Here is a 19,596-nt window from a genome sequence, read left to right as displayed (position 1 = left end):
CCTTTGTCATTCCCCGGCGAGCTCGTCGGTCGCCGCCCGGCCCGCTTCGGCGGTGCGGCGCAGGAATCCGGCGATGAGCATCAGCTCGTCCTCGGTGTATCCGGCGCACAGGTCGTCCATGGCCGAGCTCATCCCGCTGTACACGCGAAACAGCTCCTGCGTCCGCCCCGGCACCGCCCGCACGGTGACCGCGCGCCGGTCGGCCGCGTCCGGATCCCGTTCGCGCACTATCCATCCGCCGCGCTGCAGCCGGTCGAGGATGCCGGTCACGGTCGCCGGGTGCAGGCCCGCACGGCGAGCGAGCGCGCTGGGGCTCAGCGGTCCGGCGGACGAGATCAGTTCGAGGCAGTCGAGGTCGACGTCCTTGAGCTTCAGCTGTCCGCCGACCTGGTGGTTCAGCAGCGACAGCTGATTGCGCAGTTCCCGCAGCGACTCCTTGAGCGCCGCCGTCGTGCGCCGCCTGCGCCGCGCGGTGTCCGTTCCGGATGCTCCGGAAGCCATCTGCTCCGCCCTCCCGTTCCCCTGCTGGTCAGGGTAGCCGGGGTCAGGCGGCGGCGAGCAGCGCTTCCCCGGCCGGCGTCAGGACGGCGGGCACCGGCTGCCCGAACGGCCCCGGTTCCTTCGCGCACAGCAGACCGGCGTGCGCGAGCGCGTGCGCGGTGAACTGGTCGCTGCACGGCAGGCCGTCCACGAACAGATCCGGTTCGCAGCTGCAGGTCAGCCGTCCGCGCCCGGCGGCGACGGCACGCAGCATCGAGATCCCGCGGCGGGTGACGGTGGTGTCCATGGCTGCCTCCTCGAAGCGCTCTCACCGATACGTCGAACGAGCAGCCCGGATTTCGACCTAACCTGGCGGGGAAAGCGGACCGGAAGAACGCGGGAGCCCCCATGCTGATCGACGACCTGCACACCGTCCTGCCGGACGACCGGATCGTGCGGGACCCCGACGTGCTGCGCAGCTTCGCGCACGACGAGGCGGAGTGGGCCCCGTACGGCGAACCGGCGGTCCTGGTCCGGCCGCGCACCGCGGACGAGGTGCAGGCGACCGTGCGGCAATGCATCAAGCACGGCACGCCGGTGGTGCCGCGCGGCGCGGGAACCGGGCTGTCCGGCGGGGCGAACGCGCTGGCCGGATGCGTCGTCCTGGCGACCGACCGGATGACCGCGATCAAAGAGATCGACCCGGTGGAACGGCTCGCCGTGGTCGAACCCGGCGTGGTCAACGACGATCTCCGCGCGGCCTGCGGCGAACAAGGGCTTTGGTATCCGCCGGACCCGGCCAGCTCGCCGTGGTCGACCATCGGCGGCAACGTCGCGACCAACGCGGGCGGCGTGTGCTGCGTGAAGTACGGCGTGACGCGCGATTACGTCCTTGGCCTGCAGGTCGTCACCGGCACCGGCGAACTCGTCCGGCTCGGCCGCCGCACCGCGAAGGGCGTGGCCGGGTACGACCTCGCCGGGCTGATGGTCGGGTCGGAGGGAACGCTCGGCGTCATCACCGAAATCACCGTGCGGCTGCGGGCGAAACGCGCGCCAGAGGCGACCGTCGCCGGGTACTTCGACTCGACCGTCGCGGCGGGGGAGGCGGCAGCGGCCATCCGCGCGGCCGGGATCGTGCCCTCGGCGCTGGAACTGGTGGACCGGCATTGCCTGGCCGCAGTGGACGCCTGGAAGAACATGGGCCTGTCCGCGGACGCGAATGTGGTGCTGCTCGGCCGCAGTGACGTGCCGGGCGGGCACGAGGCCGCCGTGATGGTGGAGTGCTTCGAAAAGGCGGGCGCGACCTGGGCCGCGCAGTCGACCGACGAGGCCGAGGCGGACGCGCTGTTCGCCGCCCGGCGGCTGGCGTACCCGGCGCTCGAACGGCTCGGCCCGGTGCTCACCGAGGACGTCTGCGTGCCGACGCATTTGGTGCCGGAAATGCTCGCGCGGATCGATTTGGCCGCCCAACGGCACGACACGCGAATCGCCAATATTGCTCATATCGGGGATGGGAATCTGCATCCCCTGCTGATTACGCCGACCGGGGACGACGACGCGCAGCGCCGCGCACAAGCCGCGTTCGACGACATCGTCGCCGACGCGCTCGAACTCGGCGGCACGGTGACCGGCGAGCACGGCGTCGGCCTGCTGAAGCAGCCAGGGCTGGAGAAAGAGCTGGGACCGGCGGTTCTCGACCTGCACCACGCGGTGAAGAACGCCCTCGATCCGCACGGGATCCTCAATCCCGGAAAGGTCGTCGGAGGTCCCGCACAGCGGTAACTCGACCGAGTGAAAGTAAACAGTCCACAAAGGATAGTCATCCGTTTGTGACCCTTGTCTCCCAGTCGTTTTCTTTTGTTGGTTGCCTACCGCAAGCAACTTGCTTAGCCTAGCTAAGGGAACGGCTGGGAGAGGGGTTTTCGACAGTGGCGGAGCGCAGGACGTATTCGATCGCGGAACTCGGTCCGCGGTACAAGTGGATCGCGCTGTCCAACACGACGCTCGGGATGCTGATCGCGACGATCAACTCGTCGATCGTGCTGATCGCGCTGCCCGACATCTTCAAGGGCATCGGCATCAACCCGCTGGAGCCGTCGAACACGAGCTACCTGCTGTGGATGATCATGGGATTCCTCGTGGTCACCGCGGTGCTGGTGGTGGCGTTCGGCAGGCTCGGCGACATGTACGGCCGGGCCAGGATGTACAACCTCGGCTTCGCCGTTTTCACCGTTTCCTCGATCATGCTGGCCATCACCTGGTTCCAGGGCGACGCGGCCGCGCTGTGGCTGATCGGCTGGCGGATCGTGCAGGGCGTCGGCGGCGCGTTCCTGATGGCGAACTCGTCGGCCATCCTCACCGACGCCTTCCCGGCCAACCAGCGCGGGCTCGCGCTCGGCATGAACGGCGTCGCGGCCATCGCGGGCTCGTTCCTCGGCCTCGTGGTCGGCGGCGTGCTCGCGCCGGTGAACTGGAACCTGATCTTCCTGGTGTCGGTGCCGTTCGGCGTCATCGGCACCGTGTGGGCGTACCTCAAACTGCACGACACCGGCGTCCGCCAGCACGCGAAAATGGACTGGTGGGGCAACATCACCTTCGCCGTCGGCCTGATCGCGGTGCTGGTGGGCATCACCTACGGAATCCAGCCGTACGGGACTTCGCAGACCGGCTGGGGAAGCCCGATGGTGCTGTCGTGCCTGATCGGCGGCGTCGCGGTGCTGATCGCCTTCATGGTGATCGAGACGAAGGTGGCCAACCCGCTGTTCCGGCTGTCGCTGTTCCGGATCCGCTCGTTCAGCTGGGGCAACCTGGCGAACCTGACGGCGTCGCTCGGCCGCGGCGGGCTGCAGTTCGTGCTGATCATCTGGCTGCAGGGAATCTGGTTGCCGCAGCACGGTTTCACCTTCGAGCAGACGCCGCTGTGGGCCGGGATCTACATGCTCCCGCTGACCATCGGCTTCCTGGTGGCCGCGCCGACGTCGGGCATCCTGTCCGACCGGATCGGCAGCCGCGCGCTCGCCTCCGGCGGCCTGGTCATCACCGCGCTCACGTTCCTGCTGCTGATGCTGCTGCCGGTGAACTTCGACTACTGGGCGTTCGCCGGAATCCTGCTGCTCAACGGCATCGGCATGGGCATGTTCTCCTCGCCCAACCGCGCCGAGGTGATGAACAGCCTCCCCGCCGACGCGCGAGGTTCCGGCGCGGGCATGATGACGACCTTCCAGAACGCGGCGATGGTGCTGTCGATCGGCTTCTTCTTCAGCCTGATCATCGCCGGTCTGTCGGACCACCTGCCGGTCGCGATGTCGCAGGGCCTGACCCAGCACGGCGTTCCCGAGGCGGCCGCACAACAGGTCGCCCACCTGCCGGCGGTCGCGGTGCTGTTCGCGGCGTTCCTCGGCTACAACCCGATCCAGCAGCTGCTGGGCGGCCAATTGGGCAGTCTGCCCGCCGACCAGGCGAGCTTCCTGACTGGCCGCAGCTTCTTCCCGAACCTGATCTCGAGCCCGTTCCAGGACGGCCTCGCGGTGGCGTTCGGCTTCGCGATCGTGGTGTGCCTGATCGGTGCCGTGGCGTCGCTGCTGACGAAGGACACGAAGAAGGCGTCGGAGTCGGTGGGCGAGGAACTGGCCGCGGTGGCCGGGGAATCCGGTGGCGGGCCTAGCGAGCTGGTGTCTCCCCGGAGCGACCGCTAGCGGGTTCTGGCCAGAGCACGGCTTGGGCGACGATGACGTTCTCGCCGTTGAAGGTCAGCGCGGGCCCCTCGTGCAGGCGGTAGCCGAGCGCGAGGGCCTCGCTGACCCGGCGGCAGAAGGCGGCGTCATCGGGGCCGGTGAGGACTCGGTAGGCGGGGAGACCGTCTGGGGGTTGGCTCATGGCGGTCATGATTTCAGGTTCGTCGTAGCGGCTTCGCGCGGGAAGCACGGGCCACCAGCAACGCCGTCACCAACGATCCCGCCGCCCCCACGCTGATCGCCCCGAACCCCAGGCGGAACGCGGTATCAGCGTCCGGCAACCGTCCGGCGATCAGCACCGCGAACACCGCACCGCCGAGCGATCCGCCGACCCGGAGCAGGATCGTCACCTGCGCAGCCGCGTCCGGAAGGCGTGACGGTTCGACAGTCTTGTACGCCGCGATCCCCATCGGCATGCTCACCAACGCCACCGAAGCCCCGTACCCGGCAAGCAAAACCTGCACCACTACGCCAGGCGCGTCCACCGGCAGGAACGCGAACGGCACCGTGCTCACCACCGCCAGCATCGCACCCACCAGCGCGACCGGCGCGGCACCGTACCGATCCACCGTCCGTCCCGTCACCGGCGCGATCGCCGCCGTCGCACCGGCGAAGCCGAGCAAACTCAGGCCGGTGCCAACGAAATCCAGGTGCCGGCCCAGCTGGAAATACAGCGTGACCACGATCCCGCTGCCGAAGATCAGCGCCCCGTTGAAAGCGGCGGCCAGACTCGCCGCTCGGTAAAGCCGGTTGCGGTACAAGGAAAAGTCCAGCAGTGGATGCGGATGCCTCAGGCACCGCACCGCGAACGACGCCAGTAAAGCCAGACCAGGCACCAGAATCAGCAGCTCAAGCCGTCCGGTATCGCCCCATGTCGTCACGGTGTAGAGAACCAAGGGCAGCCCAGCGGCGATCAAAACCAAGCCGACGAAATCGATCCCGCCAGTGGCCTCCCGAGAGCCGCGGGGCACGTAGCGGAGTCCGAGAACCAGGCCGACCGCCCCGATCGGCAGGTTGATCAGGAACAGCCACGGCCACGAAAGACCGTGCAGGATCAACCCGCCAGCGAGCGGGCCGAGCGCGGGCGCGACGCTCACCGCGATCCCGAGCGTCGCCATCACCCGCCCCAGCCGCGCCGCCCCGACCTGTTGGCCCAGAACGGTTTGCCCGGCCGGGATCAGCACGCCCCCGGCCAAGCCCTGCAGGAAACGGAACGCGATGAGCGCCACGACATCCGGGGCTACCGCACACAACCCGGACGCCACCGTGAACGCGGCCAGCGCGAAAAGCCACACCCGGCCGGCGCCGAAGCGTCGTGCCAGCCAACCGGTCAAGGGAAGCGACAGGGCGAGCGCGAGCAGGTAACCGCTCGCAACCCATTGCGTCACCGAGAGATCCGCGCCTAAATCGCTGCTGATCGAGTCCAGGCCGATCGTCACCACGGAAGCGTCGAGACCGCTGGCGAACGCGCCGAACACGATGATCCAGCAGATCCGCCACGTCGCGCGGTCGATGGGGGCGGCGACGGTGGTCACGGCGAGACCCGCAGGGTGCGCAGCGCGGTCGACCAGTCGACAAGTTCCCCCAGCATCCGCGTCAGGATGCCTTCGTGGTGGTCGGCGGGGGAGAAGGTGCCGGGTTCGGCCATATCCGGGATGACGAAGTCGGTGAACAATCCCAATGCGACCTGCGAGCGCACGCAGGCGACCTTGACCTCGGCGAGCGTGAGCCGCAGATGCTCCACGGCGCGCGTGCCGCCGTTGGTTCCGTAGCTGACGAAACCGGCGGCTTTGTCGGCCCACTCGGAAAACAGGAAGTCGATGGCGTTCTTGAGCGCCGCGGGCATGGAGTGGTTGTACTCGGGCGTCACGAAAACGAAGCCGTCGAAACCGTCGATCAGCTCGGCCCAGCGCCGGGTGTGGTCGTTGCGGTAACCGCCGATCGCGGCGGGCAGCGGTTCGTCCAGGAACGGCAGGCCCATATCGGCGAGATCGAGCACGCACACCTCGGCCCGGTCACCGAGAAAGGCGGCGGCGCGGGCACGGGTCCATTCAGCGACCTGCGTAGCGCGACGGCCGGGTCGGGTGCTTCCGGAGATGACGGCGATGCGAAGCGGAGAAGTCATGCCCCGAAGGTACAACGCTCGTTGTAGTTTTTGCAACGACCGTTGTACTTCGGCATACTGACCCCGTGCGGACGGACAAACAACGTGCCCTGCTCGACGGCGCCCTGCGGGTTTTCGCGCGCGACGGCTACTCGCGCGCCAGCATCGACGTGCTCGCGGCGGAGGCCGGCGTCTCGTCGCGGACGATCTACAACCACTACGGCGACAAGGCCGGACTGTTCCGCGCGGTAATCCTGGACAGCTCGGACCGCGTGGCCGAACGCCAGATCGCGGTCGCCGACAAGCTGCTGGGCCGGATCGCCGACCTGGAGTCCGACCTCGTCGAATTCGGCCTCCAGTGGGCGAAACGCGACCCGGAAACCGAACCGCACTGGGCACTGGTGCGCCAGATCCAAGCCGACTTCGACCACATCGCCCCGGAAACAGTCGCAGCCTGGAAAGAACGCGGCCCGACCCGCGTAAGGCAAGCCTTGGCCGATCATCTGCGCAGGCTCGCCGCGGAAGGCCACTTAGAGCTGGAAGACCCGTCGCTGGCCGCGGTACACCTCGTGCAACTCACCGCGGGCAGCGCCGCCGCAGCCGAACCAGGAGAGGACTGGGAAACGGTAATCCGGTCCGGGGTCGGGGTTTTCCTGCGCGCTTACGCGCCAGGGGTTACCGGTCGAAGCTGAGCGAGCACGGGTGCGTCCTGCTCGCCAGATCGATCACGAGGCAATGCAAGCGCGTGGTCTGGCCTCGAAAAGCCGCTCCATATAAGGATAGCGCTCGCTTAGCGGGCAGGGGATGCGAGCGGACAGCCGCGCTCGCTGAAGTCGTCAACGGACAAGGTCGGATGGCGAAAGTCCAGGTGCGGCGCAGGCGGCGAGGGCAACTGCGGAGGTCGCGATGCGGGATGAGGTCGTGGCGGTGCGCGATTCCCGAACAGCAACAACCCCCGGGCGACCCGAGAACGCCGGGGGTTTCTCGTGCCTGCGGGGCTACTGCGGAGATACGGGTGCGAAGCTCTCCGCCCACGCGGCACCGTCCCACCACTGAAGCTGGCCGGGCTGGTTCGGCGACGGGTACCAGCCCTGCGCGGGTGCGGCGGGGGCGGCCGTGGGTGCGGGTGCGGACAGTTGGGCGGGTGCCGGTGCGGGAGCGGCCGCAACGGCGGCAGCGACGGCCTCTGCCTGCTTCACGGCCGCTGCGGCAGTCGCCTGCTGAGCGCGGGTCTGTGCCTCCAACTGTTTCAGCTGAGCCTTGGCGACGCGCTGTTTCTTCGACGAACCGCGAACGATGCCACCGGTGCTGACCATGAGGGACTTGCGGATGATGCCCATGTGCGGGCCTTTCTGTTCAGTGTGGTTATTCGGAGGTCGCGTGACCGGGACCGACCGTTACGCGGCGGTTGCCCGATTCACCCGGCAGGCCATGGTGTTGGGGTTCTTCAAAGAGACCCGTTCGGCGCTCGCGATCGGCTGGTCGTCGTAGAAGATCGCGCATCCTGCAGCCGGGTCGCCGATTGGCTCGGCGACGTACAGGACGAGGTCCAGCTGATCGGTCGTCTCCTCGGTCTGGCGGCACGTGCCTACGCTTCCCGGGCGACCTTTCGCCGCGTGATCTCCACGGGCTGGGCGGCCTCGGAGAGTTCGACGCGCACCCGCTGGAATTCCTCGACGTGCCGCTCGCGGTGACCGCTAGCCTGGACGACGAACTGCCCGCAGCCGTGACCGCCGCGGGTTTCGAAGTGCTCGAACTGCGCGAGGCGGCCGGCGACGGCCCGAAACCCGTCAGCATCGCTATGCCGCCGCTTGGGGGACTCGTGGCCGCCAAAGCGGTGAAAAGTGGACTGAACGGAGCAATTCCGTAAAAGCGGGTAACGGATCTGCCGGGCGATCGATACCAAGATCGCGAGGTTCGCGAACTGGTGGCCGGCGGCTGACCGGGGAGGTGTGGACGGCTTCAGGGAGGGAAGCTGTCAGAGCGTTTCCGCCGCCCGATCGCGATGGTCTTGAAGTCCACTGTCGAATGATCGCGTACCGGACGTGAGGTCCGGCGCAATCTGCTTGTGCTCGATTGTGCTGCCCCGCCGTGTGTCGCGGCCGGGGAATTCCGTTGTGCCTCATTTCTTGAAACAGCTGAGGGGTTTTCCATGCACCAGCGGCGTTTTCTGCTCAGATCCACGGTCCTGTGTTCCGCGCTCACCGCCGCGGTGGTCGCGCCCACGGCGAACGTGGCTGCCGCGGCGGACACGATCACCTGTCGAGAAAGCGCTTCCGTCTTTTACACCCGGCCTGACACCTATCTGGATCTCGACCGCCACAACGAGCCCGAAACCGGCATCAACTCCTGGACGGGACGGTCGACGATCGGCTACACGTGGAGCGGCCGCACGCTGGCCGGACCCGACGGACGGGTCTACTCCTTCGGGAAGGACGGCGTGGTCATCCGTCAGCGCCGGCAGGGGAACGCGTGGGACAACGGCGGCGTCTCCCAGACCATCGCGACCGGGTGGAACGTGACGCAGCCCGAGATGCGCAACCGCATCACCGTCGACAGTGCGGGTGACTTCTACTGGGCGCACGACGATGTCCTGACCTGGCGGCGCTACGACGAGACCGCCAAGACCTGGACCGAACGGCTCATCGACACCGGGTGGACGGCGCAGAAGTACGACCTGATCGTCGCGGCCGGGTATGGCGTTTTCTACGCGCGGACGCCTGCGGGCGTGCTGTACCGGTTCCAATACGACGCGGCGAGCCAGCGCTGGATCGAGCACGGCACCTTGGTCGGTTCGGGCGGCTGGCAGTACTTCAGCACGATCGCTTCGCCCGGCGGGGACGTCCTCTACGCGCTCGACAAGAACACCGAAGAGCTGAAGTGGTACCGCTACCTCGGCGGCGGGGTGTGGGCGGGTCCCACCGGCAAGGTGGTGGGCAACGTTCCGGCCGACTGGCAGGTGGCGATCACCACGGACGACTGCAAACTGGTCAACCCCGGCCAGCCGCAGCGGCCTGCGGTGCCGTCGAGGCCGACGTCGCCGAGCTTCGTTCTCGAGGGCGCCGCTGGGAAACTGCAGCACTTCTACGTCGACGACTTCGGCAGGCTGATCCACGGCAGGCAGCGCTCGGACGACATCACCTTGGTCGACTTCGCCGTGGTGCCCGGCTACCAGCAGCTCACCGGTATGCCCGGCGCGCTGCGCTCCGACGAATACGGCATGCTGGTGACCGCGCTCGGCCAGGACAGCGAAACCCGTGCCAGCACGCAGGCTCCGAACACGACGAGCTGGGCCCAGCTGACCGGTTTCGGCGGCTGGACGCCTGGGCCGCCGAGCCTCGTGATGCGGGAGAACCTCGGATACGCCTTCGCGGTCGACGCCTCCGGCAAGTTGTGGATGCGTGTGCAGAGCGCGGTGGGCCGCGAGTTCCTGCCCTGGACGGTGCTGCCCTCGTCCGGGCTGAGCCCGGACATCACCGTCGTGGCCCAGCCGGACGGCATCGACATCCTCGCGCGGACGACGAGCGGTGCCTACACCAAGGCCACCTACCTCGGCGGCACGCTCGGTCCCTGGATCACGGTCCCCGGGACGGGCTGGACGAAGAACACCGCCGCGGTCGCCAACCCGGACAAGAACCTCCAGGTTTTCGCTACCCAGCCAGACGGTGCCGTAGTCACGCTGCGGGAGACGAACGACGGGTTCACCGGCGAATGGAAGCCGCTGGCCGGGGTGACCGCCGCCGGCGCGCCGGCCGCCGCGGTGGACACCGCGGGGATCGTGCACGTGGCCGTCCTGGCGACCGACGGCTTCGTCTACGTCACCGAACAGGCGGCTCCGGGCAGCACGGCGTATCGCAGCTGGGAAAGACTCAAGGATTCGCGGACCGGAGCCGCTTACCCGTCCGCGACGGACCCGTTCCTGGTCAGCCGCTCCGCGGGCGGCGTCGCCGCCGTATTCCGCGGCTCCGACGGCGTTTCCTACGCCTACAGTTCGGGCGCGGCCACCGCCGTCGCGGCGCGTTCGGCCGACGCCGATCGCACCGTCTTCGTGGGCGGGCCGTTGCCGAAGCCCCAGTTCTGACGGTATCCGGCGTGGCCGCCCCGAAGTACGCGGCCGCGCCGGACGCCCTCGATTCCTTTCCCTGGCTTCCTTTTCGCCGACTGACTTCGAGGTGGTCTCGATGTTCGCTCGTCAGGCTGGACACGTCCGTGCCCGGAAGATGTTCACCCGGCCCCTGCTCTTCGTCGTGTTGCTGGCGCTCCTCGCCGGGATGATCGGTCCCGCCGTCAACTACGCGATCCCCGGCCGGGACGACGACGCGACGCTGCTGGCCGAAGCCATGGCCAAATCGCCCAAGCAGCGAGGCGGAACGGCCGCCGCGCAGCAGGACGAGGCGGGGGGCGCGCCGAATTCCGCCGGCCCGAAGTCTCTGCAGTCGAAGTACGCCCCGATCGCGGCCGGAGTCGAGAAGGCAGCCGCCAACCGGGTCAAGGTCGAGACGCCGCCGTCGCGGGCCACCGGATACGACGAGAAGACGAGCAAGGAACTGCCGGAGCGGCGTACGCCCACCGAGCGGACCTACGCCAACACCGACGGCACCCACACCACCGAGTTCAGCCAGGACCCGATCAACTACCGGACTCCGAGCGGTGAGTACCAGCCGATCGACACCACGGTCGTGCCGAAGGAGAACGGAGCGGGCTGGCGGAACGCGGGGGACAGCATCGGGGTGGGGTTCGCGGCGGCCGGCTCCCCGGATTCATTGGTGGACCTGAAACTCGACGAAGAACACGGGTTCGGTTTCGGCGTCGCCGACGCGGCCGGAACCGCGGGCCAGGTGTCGGGCAGCAGCGTCAGCTACCGCGGCGTCCGCGAATCCGCCGACATCCGGTTCGACGTGGTGCCCGGCGGCCTGAAAGAGACGTTGGTCCTCGACAGTCCCCAGGCTCCGACGGCATGGGAATTCCCCTTGCGGCTCAATGGCCTCCGTCCGTCGCTTGTGGACGGTCGGGTCGCCTTGCTCGACACCGCCGGACAGGAGCGCGCGCGGATCCCGGCTGGGTTCATGACCGACGCCGCCCGCGACCCCGAGACCGGTGAGGCCGCCCTGTCTCGCGGAGTGACGTACCGGCTCGTGGAACGTGCTGGGAAGACCGTGCTGCGAGTGGAACTCGACGCGGCCTGGCTGCGCGATCCGGCCCGCAAGTACCCGGTCGAGGTGGACCCCAGCGTCGACACGACGGCGTCGAACGGCGGCACCGTTTTCCAGAACGGGAGCCGCCTCGACGGGTCGACCGAACTGAAGGCCGGGACGACCGGTCCGCTTCGGGCCGCCAGTTATCTGTCCTTCGGCGGAGTCGAAACCCGGCTGCGCAACCACAAGATCCTCGGTGCCCAGCTCACCCTCAAGAACACCTGGTCGTGGTCGTGCCAGCCGCGTCCGCTGACGGTGCACGGGGTCACCGCGCCGTGGAACACCGCGAGCGGCTATCCGGGCCCCGGCTACGGTCCGGCGCTGGCTGATCCGTCGTTCGCGCGCGGCTACATCGGCCGCCAGCAGCACGCGTCCAGTTGCCCGTCCACCACCGAGCTCATCCCGCTCGGCCCGGCGGGCCGCGACCTGGTGCAGCGCTGGGTCACCGGCGAAAGCTCCAACTACGGGCTGACCATCCGCGCTTCGGAGACCGATCCGTACGGCTGGAAGAAGTTCACCGGGCACAACACCGCCAACCCGCCGCGACTGTTCGTCACTCACTCCGCCTACGACGCCGGGTACCGAGTCGACCGCGGCGTTCCCGAGCCGCCGGTCACGCGCACGCAGGGCGGCAAGGTCCGGATCACGGTGACGAACCGGAGCGCCGAAACCTGGCGGGCGGCCGACTACGCGCTCGGCTATCGCGGCTTCACCGCCGCCGGCGCGCCGGTCGTCGCCAAGGAAGCCGCCAGCCTGCCCCGCGACGTTCCGCGCGGCGAGTCGGTCACGCTGGACGCGACGATCGGCGCCATCGAACCAGGGGACTACCTCTTCGACTTCAGCATGCTCCGCCGGGGCGGGCCGTGGTTCACCGACGAACAGGTCCCGCCCACCCGCCTGTCGATGACGGTTTTCGACATTCCGCCGATCGTGAAGGCCCAGTACCCGCCGAACGGCTATTCCGCGCAGACATTGACCCCTCAGCTGTGGGTGGACGCCGTCGATGTCGACGCGCCGGTGTCCTCGGCCCTGAAGTACCGCTTCGAGGTCTGCGAGGACTACCGGAAGCAGCCGGACGGAACGCTGACCGGAGTGTCCTGTGTGGACTCTGGCTACGTGGGCAAGCGGACGTGGAACGTCCCGCCCGGCGCCCTGCGATGGAGCAAGGACTACCAATGGCGGGCCTTCGCCTACGACGGTCATTCGGAGAGCGAGAAGCTCGCCCCGAGCCACCTGCTCACCGCGGTGCCCCAGCCGGAGATCACCTCGCATCTGGCCAACGCCCCCTACAGCGGGGCGCAGCGCGACTTCGATCCCCAAACCGGCAACTACTTCTCGAGCGCCGTCGACGCGGCACTACAGGTGACCGGACCCGAGCTGAACATCACGCGGACGTACAACAGCCTTGATCCCCGACGGGACCTCCTCTTCGGCTCAGGCTGGTCGACGCGTTACGACATGAAGGTCGTCCCCGACGACGACGGCTCGGGCAACGTCGTGGTGACCTACCCCGACGGGCAGCAGGTACGGTTCGGCCGCAACCACGACGGCTCCTTCGCCGCACCGCCCGGGCGCCAGGCCAACTTCCGCGTCGAGGTCGAGGCGAACGGCGGCGGCTGGGTCCTCACCGACAAAGCTTCGACGCTGTACCGCTTCCGGCCCGACGGCCGGCTCATCGCGGTGTACGACCAGGCCGGGCACTACATCGAGCTCGACTACGGCACCCCCGAACACCTCAAGCGGATCATCAGCCGCACGAGCGACCGGATCCTGTACTTCACGTGGACCGGCAACCACGTGACGTCCGTGGCGACCGACCCGATCGACGGCAAGCAGCTCACCTGGACCTACAGCTACGACGGCGACAAGCTGACCAAGGTCTGCGATCCGAACAACGGATGCACCGGCTACGACCACGTCGCGGGTTCGCACTACCGGAGTTCGGTCGTGGATTCGCGTCCGTCCTCGTACTGGCGGTTCGGCGAGACGAACGGCGCCGTGGCGGCAAGCCAGAACGGGCTCAAACTCGGCAAGGACAACGGGACCTACAAGGACGTCGTCCTGGGCCAGCCCGGCCCGCTGAAGGACGGCGCGGACACCGCCGCGTCCTTCAACGGCACGTCGTCAGTGGTCACCGTGCCGGACGGCTTGGTGCGCAAGAACCGCGATCTCGCCATCGAGATGTGGTTCAAGACCTCCCAGGGCGGGCCGCTCTTCGGCTATCAGCGAGCGCCGATCGGCAGCACGCCCACCGGTGCGGTGCCGGTGCTCTACGTCGGAACCGACGGCAAGCTGCGCGGGCAGTTCTGGAACGGGGGCGTCGGGCCGATCACCTCGGCGGAGGCCGTCAACAACGACCAGTGGCATCACGTGGTGCTTTCCGGGTCGCTCGCGACGCAGACGCTGTACCTGGACGGGCGAAAGGTCGGCAGCGCCCAAGGCGAGATTTCGCACGACGACATCGTTTACAACCAGATCGGCGCCGCCTACACGGTGCCGCCGTCGGCATGGCCGGCGTGGGGCACCGAGCCGCGCCGGTTCTTCTCCGGCCAGATCGACGAGGTGGCCTTCTACGAGTACCCCGTCGGGCCCACGACCGCGCAGGCCCACTTCCAGGCCGGCTCCGGCGCCGACTACCTCTCGAAGATCACGCTGCCGAGCGGCCGGGTCGCCGCGCAGCTGTCCTACAACACCGCCGCCGACCGGCTGGCCGAGGTCACCGATCGGGACGACGGCCACTGGAAGCTCGGCGTCCCGGTGGTGACCGGCACCGAGGGCAACCTGATCCGCACGACCCAGATCTCCGATCCGGGGAACCGTCCGCATTTTTACGACTACGACCCGATGCGCGGCCGGATCCTGCGTTATGTCGCGCCGCTGGGTCTCGGCCTGCGTCCCGAGGATCGTCGCGACAACACGGGAGCGCCCGCTCCGCCGGAACCGCCGTGCGACCCTTCGGCGCCGCCCAAACCGGGCGAACCGTCCTACTGCGGCGGTCCGGTCAACGGCGGCGGTCCCTGGACGGGCGGCCCGGTCACGGGACTGGGCGTGCGGACCTACGACTACGACGACAAGGGTTTCCAGACCACCGTCGGCGACGAACTCGGCAACGTCCTGGTGTTCACCAACGACGAGCGCGGCAACGTCGTGGCGCGCAAGTCGTGCCGGGTGTCGCCGGGCGACTGCCAGACCAGCTACTACAGCTACTACCTGAACTCCGCCGACGTCACCGATCCGCGCAACGACAAGCTGTTGTCGGCGAAGGACGCGCGTTCGTCCGGCCCCGGTGACGCGAAGTACGCCACGACGTACACCTACACCGATCTGGGCGTGCGCGGCCTGGTGCAGACGAAGACGACGCCCGACGGCGCGACGACCCGATACCGGTACACGGAAAGCTCCGATGCCGCGGTCGGGGGAGGGAACACCCCGGCGGGGCTGATCGCGCTGATCACCGACCCCCGCGGCGGCGAGACGCGGTACTCGTACTTCCGCAACGGCGACCTGGCCCAGGTGGTCGATCCTGCCGGGCTGACCACGACCTACACCTACGACGTGTTCGGCAGGCAGCTGGCCGAAACCACGAAGAGCGACTCGAACCCCGGCGGGCTGACGACAACCTACGGCTACGACGCGCTTTCGCACCAGGTGTCGGTCACGAGCCCCGGCGTGGTCAATCCGCTCGACAACATCACGCACACCGCGCAGACAGTGTCTGCTTACGACCCCGACGGCAATCTCCTGCGGACTGAGGCGAAGGACCTGACCGGCGGGGACGCCGCCCGGATCACGGCCTACGCCTACGACAACTTCGGCCGCCGCAGCCAGGAGACCGACGCCGAGGGCGGTAACACCTTCTACGGCTATGACCCGTTCGGCAACAAGACGTGGATGGTCGATCCGGGCGGGAACAAGTACGAATACGGCTACACGGCTCGCAATGCCCTGGCCGAGGTCCGGCTGCGCGCCTGGCACGGCCAGGCAACCGACCCGTCCACCGGGGCCGGGGACCAGGACGGCGAAGGGGACACTTCGGCACTGCCGACCCTGGTGCTCGACTCCTACGGGTACGACCTCGCGGGGCGCCGGATCCGGCACACCGACTCGATGGGCCGGACCACCAAATACCAGTACTTCGACGACGGCAAGCTCTGGCGCACCATCGCCCGTGACGTCCGGGACCCGGACAACCCGAACGCGGCGAAACGCGACATCAAACTGGAAGAACTCACCTACGACGCCGCGGGCAACGTCGTCAAGCGGCTGGCACCCGGTGGCCTGCTCACCACGTACGAATACGACGCCACGGGGCGGGGCACGGCGCAGACGGCGGACCCGGCCGGGCTCGCCAACCGCGTCGAGTGGACGTACGCGCCGGCAGGCGACGTCACCAGGGCTCAGCACACCGGTGCCAGCTCGAACAGCACCCGGGTCGATGTCGGCCGGGTCGAGACCGTCGAGTACGGCTACGACGTCGCGGGACGGCAGACGAGCACGTCCGTGATGAACGGTTCCTCGGGCAAGCTCACCACCAGCTACACCTACGACCAGCGTGGCCTGGTCACCTCGGTCACGGCGCCGCGCGGCAACGTCGAGGGTGCCGATCCCGCGCAGTTCACCACGAACTTCGAGTACGACAGGTCCGGGCTCGCCAGCTCGGTCGTCTTCCCGCCCGCCGCAGCCGAAAGCGCTGGGGGACAAGCGGTTCAAACTCGTGCTCGCGAGACGACCGGCTACAACGCCTTCGGCGAGCCCACCGGTGCGCGGGACGCGAACGGCAATGTCAGCAGCACGACCTACGACCGCGTGGGCCGGGTCGTCGAGCAAGCGTCGCCCGACTACCGCAAGCCCGGCGAAAGCGCCGCGGCGAAATCGATCACCAAGGTGCGTTACGACGCACAGGGCAATGTCCTGTCGAAGACCGATCCGATGGGCGCGACCACGCGGTTCCGCTACGACCAGCTCAACCGGCCGGTGGAACGCGTCGATCCCAAACCCGACGCGGGAGACCTGCCGGGCGGGGTCTGGAGCTACACCTACACGACCGCGGGCGAGCAACTGTCCGAAATGGACCCGACAGGGGCCAGGACGGAGGCGACCTACGACGATCTCGGCCGCCAGCTCACCGCCACGAAGCTCGAACGACGCCCGGAACCGGCGGCGTACACGACCCAGCTCCGCTACGACGACGCGGGCAACGTCGTTTCGACCACGTCCCCGACGGGTGAGGCGACGAAGCACGCGTATGACGTGCTCGGCCGGCGCGTCTCCACCACCGATCCCGCTGGCGTAATCACTCAGCAGGGATATGACCTGTCCGGGAACCAGGTCCGGGCCTCCGACGGTCTCGGCCGCACGACCTACCTGACCTTCGACGCCGCGGGCCGCAACGTCGGGGCCTACTGGTACGCCCCGGACGAGCACCTCCTGCGCAAGACGTCGGCGGGCTACGACCAGGACGGCAACCGGATCTCGGTGACCGACGCGCTGCTGCGCACGACGAAGTTCGCCTACGACAACCGCGGGCGGCTCGTGCAGCAGCAGGAACCCGTGTCGGACAAGGAAACCATCACCACGTCGTTCGGCTACGACGCGGCGGGCAACCGTACCCGCAGCACCGACGGCCGCGGCAACGCCACGATCCAGACCTACAACGCGCTGGGATTGCCGGAGTCGGTCGTCGAACCCGCGACCGCCGCTCACCCGAACTCCGCCGACCGCACTTGGACGGCGTCCTACGACCTCAACGGTCAGGCCCTGACCCTTCAGGCACCCGGTGGGGTCACGCGTCAGCGGACCGTCGATGCCTTGGGGCGCCTGACGGCGGAGACAGGTTCCGGGGCGGCCGAGCCGACGACTGAACGCAAGCGGCGTTTCGACGCCGCGGGGCGGCTGGTGGGCGTGAACACGCCCACGGGCGAGGAGATCTTCACCTACAACGACCGCGGCGATCTGCTGACCAGCACGGGACCGGTGGCCGGAACGTCGACCTACGGCTACGACGCGGCCGGGCGCCTGACCCAGCGTGTTGACGGAGCGGGGACGGCGACCTTCTCCTATGCCCAGGGCAGGCTGTCGACCCAGCAGGACGGGTTGACCGGTGTCAAGCAGACGGTCGGGTACGACGGTGCTGGTGCGTTGGCGTCGGTCGACTACGGTTCCGGCCGGACGCGGACGTATTCCTACGACGACCTCGGCCGCCAGACCGGCGATGTGGTCAAGGGCTCCGATGGCGCGTCGCTGGCGTCGATGACCTACGGCTATGACGCCAACGATCGGCTGACGAGCAAGAAAACCACCGGGTTCGCCGGAGCAGGCGACAACGCTTACGGCTACGACTACGCCGGGCGTCTGACGTCGTGGACCGCGGGTGGCCAGACCGTCGACTACGGCTGGGACGCATCGGGCAACCGTGTCAAGGCGGGGGACAAGACCGCCACCTTCGACGAGCGGAACCGCCAGCTGACCGATGGTGCGGACACCCTGCGGTGGAGCCCGCGCGGAACCCTGGAATCCCGTGGAGGCGTCGCGTTCGGGTTCGACGCGTTCGACCGCTCGGTCAAGCAGGGTGGTGCCTCCTACTCGTACGACGGTCTGGACCGGACTTCGGGACGTGACGACAAGACGTTCTCCTACGACGGTCTGAGCCTGAACCTGACCTCGGACGGCACGTCGAGTTTCTCGCGGTCGGCAGGCGACGACCTGCTCGCGCAGCGTCCGGGCGGCGGTGCGGGGCAGTTGGCCCTCACCGACCGGCATTCCGACGTCGTGGGAGGCCTCGATCCCTCCGCGAGTGCGCTGACGGGCTCGGCGAGCTTCGATCCCTTCGGAACGAAGACCGGTTCCGCGGGGGCGACATCCGCACTGGGCTTCCAGTCGGACTACACCGATCCGGACACCGGCTCGGTCGACATGGGCGCACGCTGGTACGCCCCGGGCACGGGCACCTTCAGCGCACGGGACGACGTCTCGCTGCCGGCGGACCCGTCCGTGGCCTCAAACCGCTACACCTTCGGAAACGCGTCGCCGACCAACTACACCGATCCGGACGGCCATTGCCCGATCTGCGTGGTGATCATCATTCACCTCGGTGTCGAGGTCGCCGTGGACCTCATCTTCGAGGGCACCGCGAACGCACCCACCTATCACGGCAGCCCGGGCGACTACCGCACGGACGGGTGGGGCAAGAGTGATCGGGGCTGGAATCCTTCCTACCGGTCCTCCTACTCCGATTCGGGCACTGGCGCAGGTCCAGCACCAGGACGTCGCGGGGGACACAGCGTCGGACCACGCGGCCGGCACGGTCACGGCGTCGCCGCACCGCACGGCCGGCGTGGGCACGGCGGCGGCTCCGCCTGGCGACCGGCTCCGCCGCCTCCCCCGCCACCGGGCATCAAGGCACGGCAAGACGCCTGGGAACGCGCCCTGCGGGTCGCCGACGCCATTCCCGCCGACGCACAGAAGAACTACCTGGTCGACGGAACGACGTCGAGCAACCCGAACCTTCCCGCCAGCCGGGTGTCCGGAACCGCGGAAGGCCTGCAGAACGCGGCCGAGCTCTATCGGATCTTCCGGGACATCGTCCGGGGACCCAACGGCGAAGTGGTGCAGAACGTTGATCCGCTGCCCATGTCGGAGTTGGCGCAGCACGGAGACGTCGAGGTCTTCTTCCGGGCTATGTCCCGCAAGGAATTCGAGTCTTTCAAGGTGAATGGAATCGTGCCGAAGCGGACTGAAAGTTTTGTCACTCAGGAGGCCGACTACATCAAGACGAGGATTCCGCGGTTCAAGAGAGGGGAATACGATGTCGTCGTCACCATGTTCATGAAACCTGGCACCAGGGACATGCTGGTCGAGCATGGTGCGATCAGTCGGCCGCCGGCTCCCCTGCTGGAGGAACGCGGGCTGGGACACCTGCCGACACTGCAACCGGGTAACGCGAATCAGGTGCACGTCAAGGCTGAGCGCGGCTACGTGACGTATGGCCTCAGGCTGAGGGACGGGTCTGGGACGTCACAGCTGTACAATGAGAGAATAATCGGATACCGGGACGACGAATTAAAGGATTTCGCGGGCTGATGCT

12 protein-coding genes are annotated in these 19,596 nt (G+C 68.3%); 5 read left to right on the top strand and 7 right to left on the bottom strand.

What is annotated here, in order from left to right; all coding sequences use genetic code 11:
* Window positions 1–6: 6 nt before the first annotated feature.
* Complete coding sequence (locus AB5I40_RS16520; RefSeq protein ID WP_370939382.1) at window positions 7–501, bottom strand: MarR family transcriptional regulator; 495 nt, start codon at window positions 499–501, stop codon at window positions 7–9.
* Between the two features lie 43 nt (window positions 502–544).
* Window positions 545–787, bottom strand: a complete 243-nt coding sequence (locus AB5I40_RS16515) for a hypothetical protein (protein ID WP_370939381.1) — start codon at window positions 785–787, stop codon at window positions 545–547.
* 101 nt (window positions 788–888) lie between these two features.
* Here AB5I40_RS16515 and AB5I40_RS16510 point away from each other — a divergent pair, with 101 nt between their 5' ends.
* The gene (locus tag AB5I40_RS16510; RefSeq protein ID WP_370939380.1) at window positions 889–2,262 is read left to right on the top strand and encodes an FAD-binding oxidoreductase; all 1,374 of its coding nucleotides are present in this window, start codon (window positions 889–891) and stop codon (window positions 2,260–2,262) included.
* Between the two features lie 146 nt (window positions 2,263–2,408).
* Window positions 2,409–4,175, top strand: coding sequence for an MFS transporter (locus AB5I40_RS16505; RefSeq protein ID WP_370939379.1), 1,767 nt, complete (start codon window positions 2,409–2,411; stop codon window positions 4,173–4,175).
* On the opposite strand, the gene AB5I40_RS16500 is transcribed toward AB5I40_RS16505, so the two are convergent.
* The 3 genes from AB5I40_RS16500 to AB5I40_RS16490 are packed head-to-tail and all read right to left on the bottom strand — an operon-like array spanning window position 4,141 to window position 6,339.
* Window positions 4,141–4,356: a DUF1737 domain-containing protein gene (locus tag AB5I40_RS16500; protein ID WP_370939378.1), complete on the bottom strand. Its 216-nt coding sequence runs from the start codon at window positions 4,354–4,356 to the stop codon at window positions 4,141–4,143. The two genes, AB5I40_RS16505 and AB5I40_RS16500, sit on opposite strands and share 35 nt — an antisense overlap.
* A gap of 13 nt (window positions 4,357–4,369) precedes the next feature.
* Entirely contained in the window at window positions 4,370–5,749 is a 1,380-nt protein-coding gene (locus tag AB5I40_RS16495) for a DHA2 family efflux MFS transporter permease subunit (protein ID WP_370939377.1), read from the bottom strand.
* Complete coding sequence (locus AB5I40_RS16490; RefSeq protein WP_370939375.1) at window positions 5,746–6,339, bottom strand: NADPH-dependent FMN reductase; 594 nt, start codon at window positions 6,337–6,339, stop codon at window positions 5,746–5,748. The genes AB5I40_RS16495 and AB5I40_RS16490 overlap by 4 nt, the downstream gene beginning before the upstream one ends.
* A gap of 65 nt (window positions 6,340–6,404) precedes the next feature.
* On the opposite strand from AB5I40_RS16490, the gene AB5I40_RS16485 reads away from it, so the two are divergent.
* Entirely contained in the window at window positions 6,405–7,010 is a 606-nt protein-coding gene (locus tag AB5I40_RS16485; protein ID WP_370939374.1) for a TetR/AcrR family transcriptional regulator, read from the top strand.
* A gap of 306 nt (window positions 7,011–7,316) precedes the next feature.
* On the opposite strand, the gene AB5I40_RS16480 is transcribed toward AB5I40_RS16485, so the two are convergent.
* Together AB5I40_RS16480 and AB5I40_RS16475 are read right to left on the bottom strand one after the other, a co-directional pair.
* Window positions 7,317–7,658, bottom strand: a complete 342-nt coding sequence (locus tag AB5I40_RS16480) for a DUF2510 domain-containing protein (protein ID WP_370939373.1) — start codon at window positions 7,656–7,658, stop codon at window positions 7,317–7,319.
* A gap of 248 nt (window positions 7,659–7,906) precedes the next feature.
* Window positions 7,907–8,224 carry a hypothetical protein gene (locus tag AB5I40_RS16475; RefSeq protein ID WP_370939371.1) on the bottom strand — a complete coding sequence of 106 codons (318 nt, stop codon included), beginning with the start codon at window positions 8,222–8,224 and terminating at the stop codon, window positions 7,907–7,909.
* Between the two features lie 246 nt (window positions 8,225–8,470).
* On the opposite strand from AB5I40_RS16475, the gene AB5I40_RS16470 reads away from it, so the two are divergent.
* Window positions 8,471–10,399: a tachylectin-related carbohydrate-binding protein gene (locus tag AB5I40_RS16470; RefSeq protein WP_370939369.1), complete on the top strand. Its 1,929-nt coding sequence runs from the start codon at window positions 8,471–8,473 to the stop codon at window positions 10,397–10,399.
* 100 nt (window positions 10,400–10,499) lie between these two features.
* The gene (locus AB5I40_RS16465; protein WP_370939367.1) at window positions 10,500–19,592 is read left to right on the top strand and encodes a LamG-like jellyroll fold domain-containing protein; all 9,093 of its coding nucleotides are present in this window, start codon (window positions 10,500–10,502) and stop codon (window positions 19,590–19,592) included.
* The last annotated feature ends 4 nt before the right edge of the window (window positions 19,593–19,596 follow it).

Source organism: Amycolatopsis sp. cg13 (assembly GCF_041346965.1).
Taxonomy (GTDB): domain Bacteria; phylum Actinomycetota; class Actinomycetes; order Mycobacteriales; family Pseudonocardiaceae; genus Amycolatopsis.
Note: the sequence above shows the minus strand (reverse complement) of the source record. Positions and strands in the feature narration are given on the sequence as shown.

Bases quoted from the DNA above. Each gene is read 5' to 3' on its own strand.
- AB5I40_RS16520 (WP_370939382.1), bottom strand. From the start codon at position 501: ATGGCTTCCGGAGCATCCGGAACGGACACCGCGCGGCGCAGGCGGCGC.
- AB5I40_RS16515 (WP_370939381.1), bottom strand. From the start codon at position 787: ATGGACACCACCGTCACCCGCCGCGGGATCTCGATGCTGCGTGCCGTC.
- AB5I40_RS16510 (WP_370939380.1), top strand. From the start codon at position 889: ATGCTGATCGACGACCTGCACACCGTCCTGCCGGACGACCGGATCGTG.
- AB5I40_RS16500 (WP_370939378.1), bottom strand. From the start codon at position 4,356: ATGAGCCAACCCCCAGACGGTCTCCCCGCCTACCGAGTCCTCACCGGC.
- AB5I40_RS16490 (WP_370939375.1), bottom strand. From the start codon at position 6,339: ATGACTTCTCCGCTTCGCATCGCCGTCATCTCCGGAAGCACCCGACCC.
- AB5I40_RS16480 (WP_370939373.1), bottom strand. From the start codon at position 7,658: ATGGGCATCATCCGCAAGTCCCTCATGGTCAGCACCGGTGGCATCGTT.
- AB5I40_RS16470 (WP_370939369.1), top strand. From the start codon at position 8,471: ATGCACCAGCGGCGTTTTCTGCTCAGATCCACGGTCCTGTGTTCCGCG.
- AB5I40_RS16465 (WP_370939367.1), top strand. From the start codon at position 10,500: ATGTTCGCTCGTCAGGCTGGACACGTCCGTGCCCGGAAGATGTTCACC.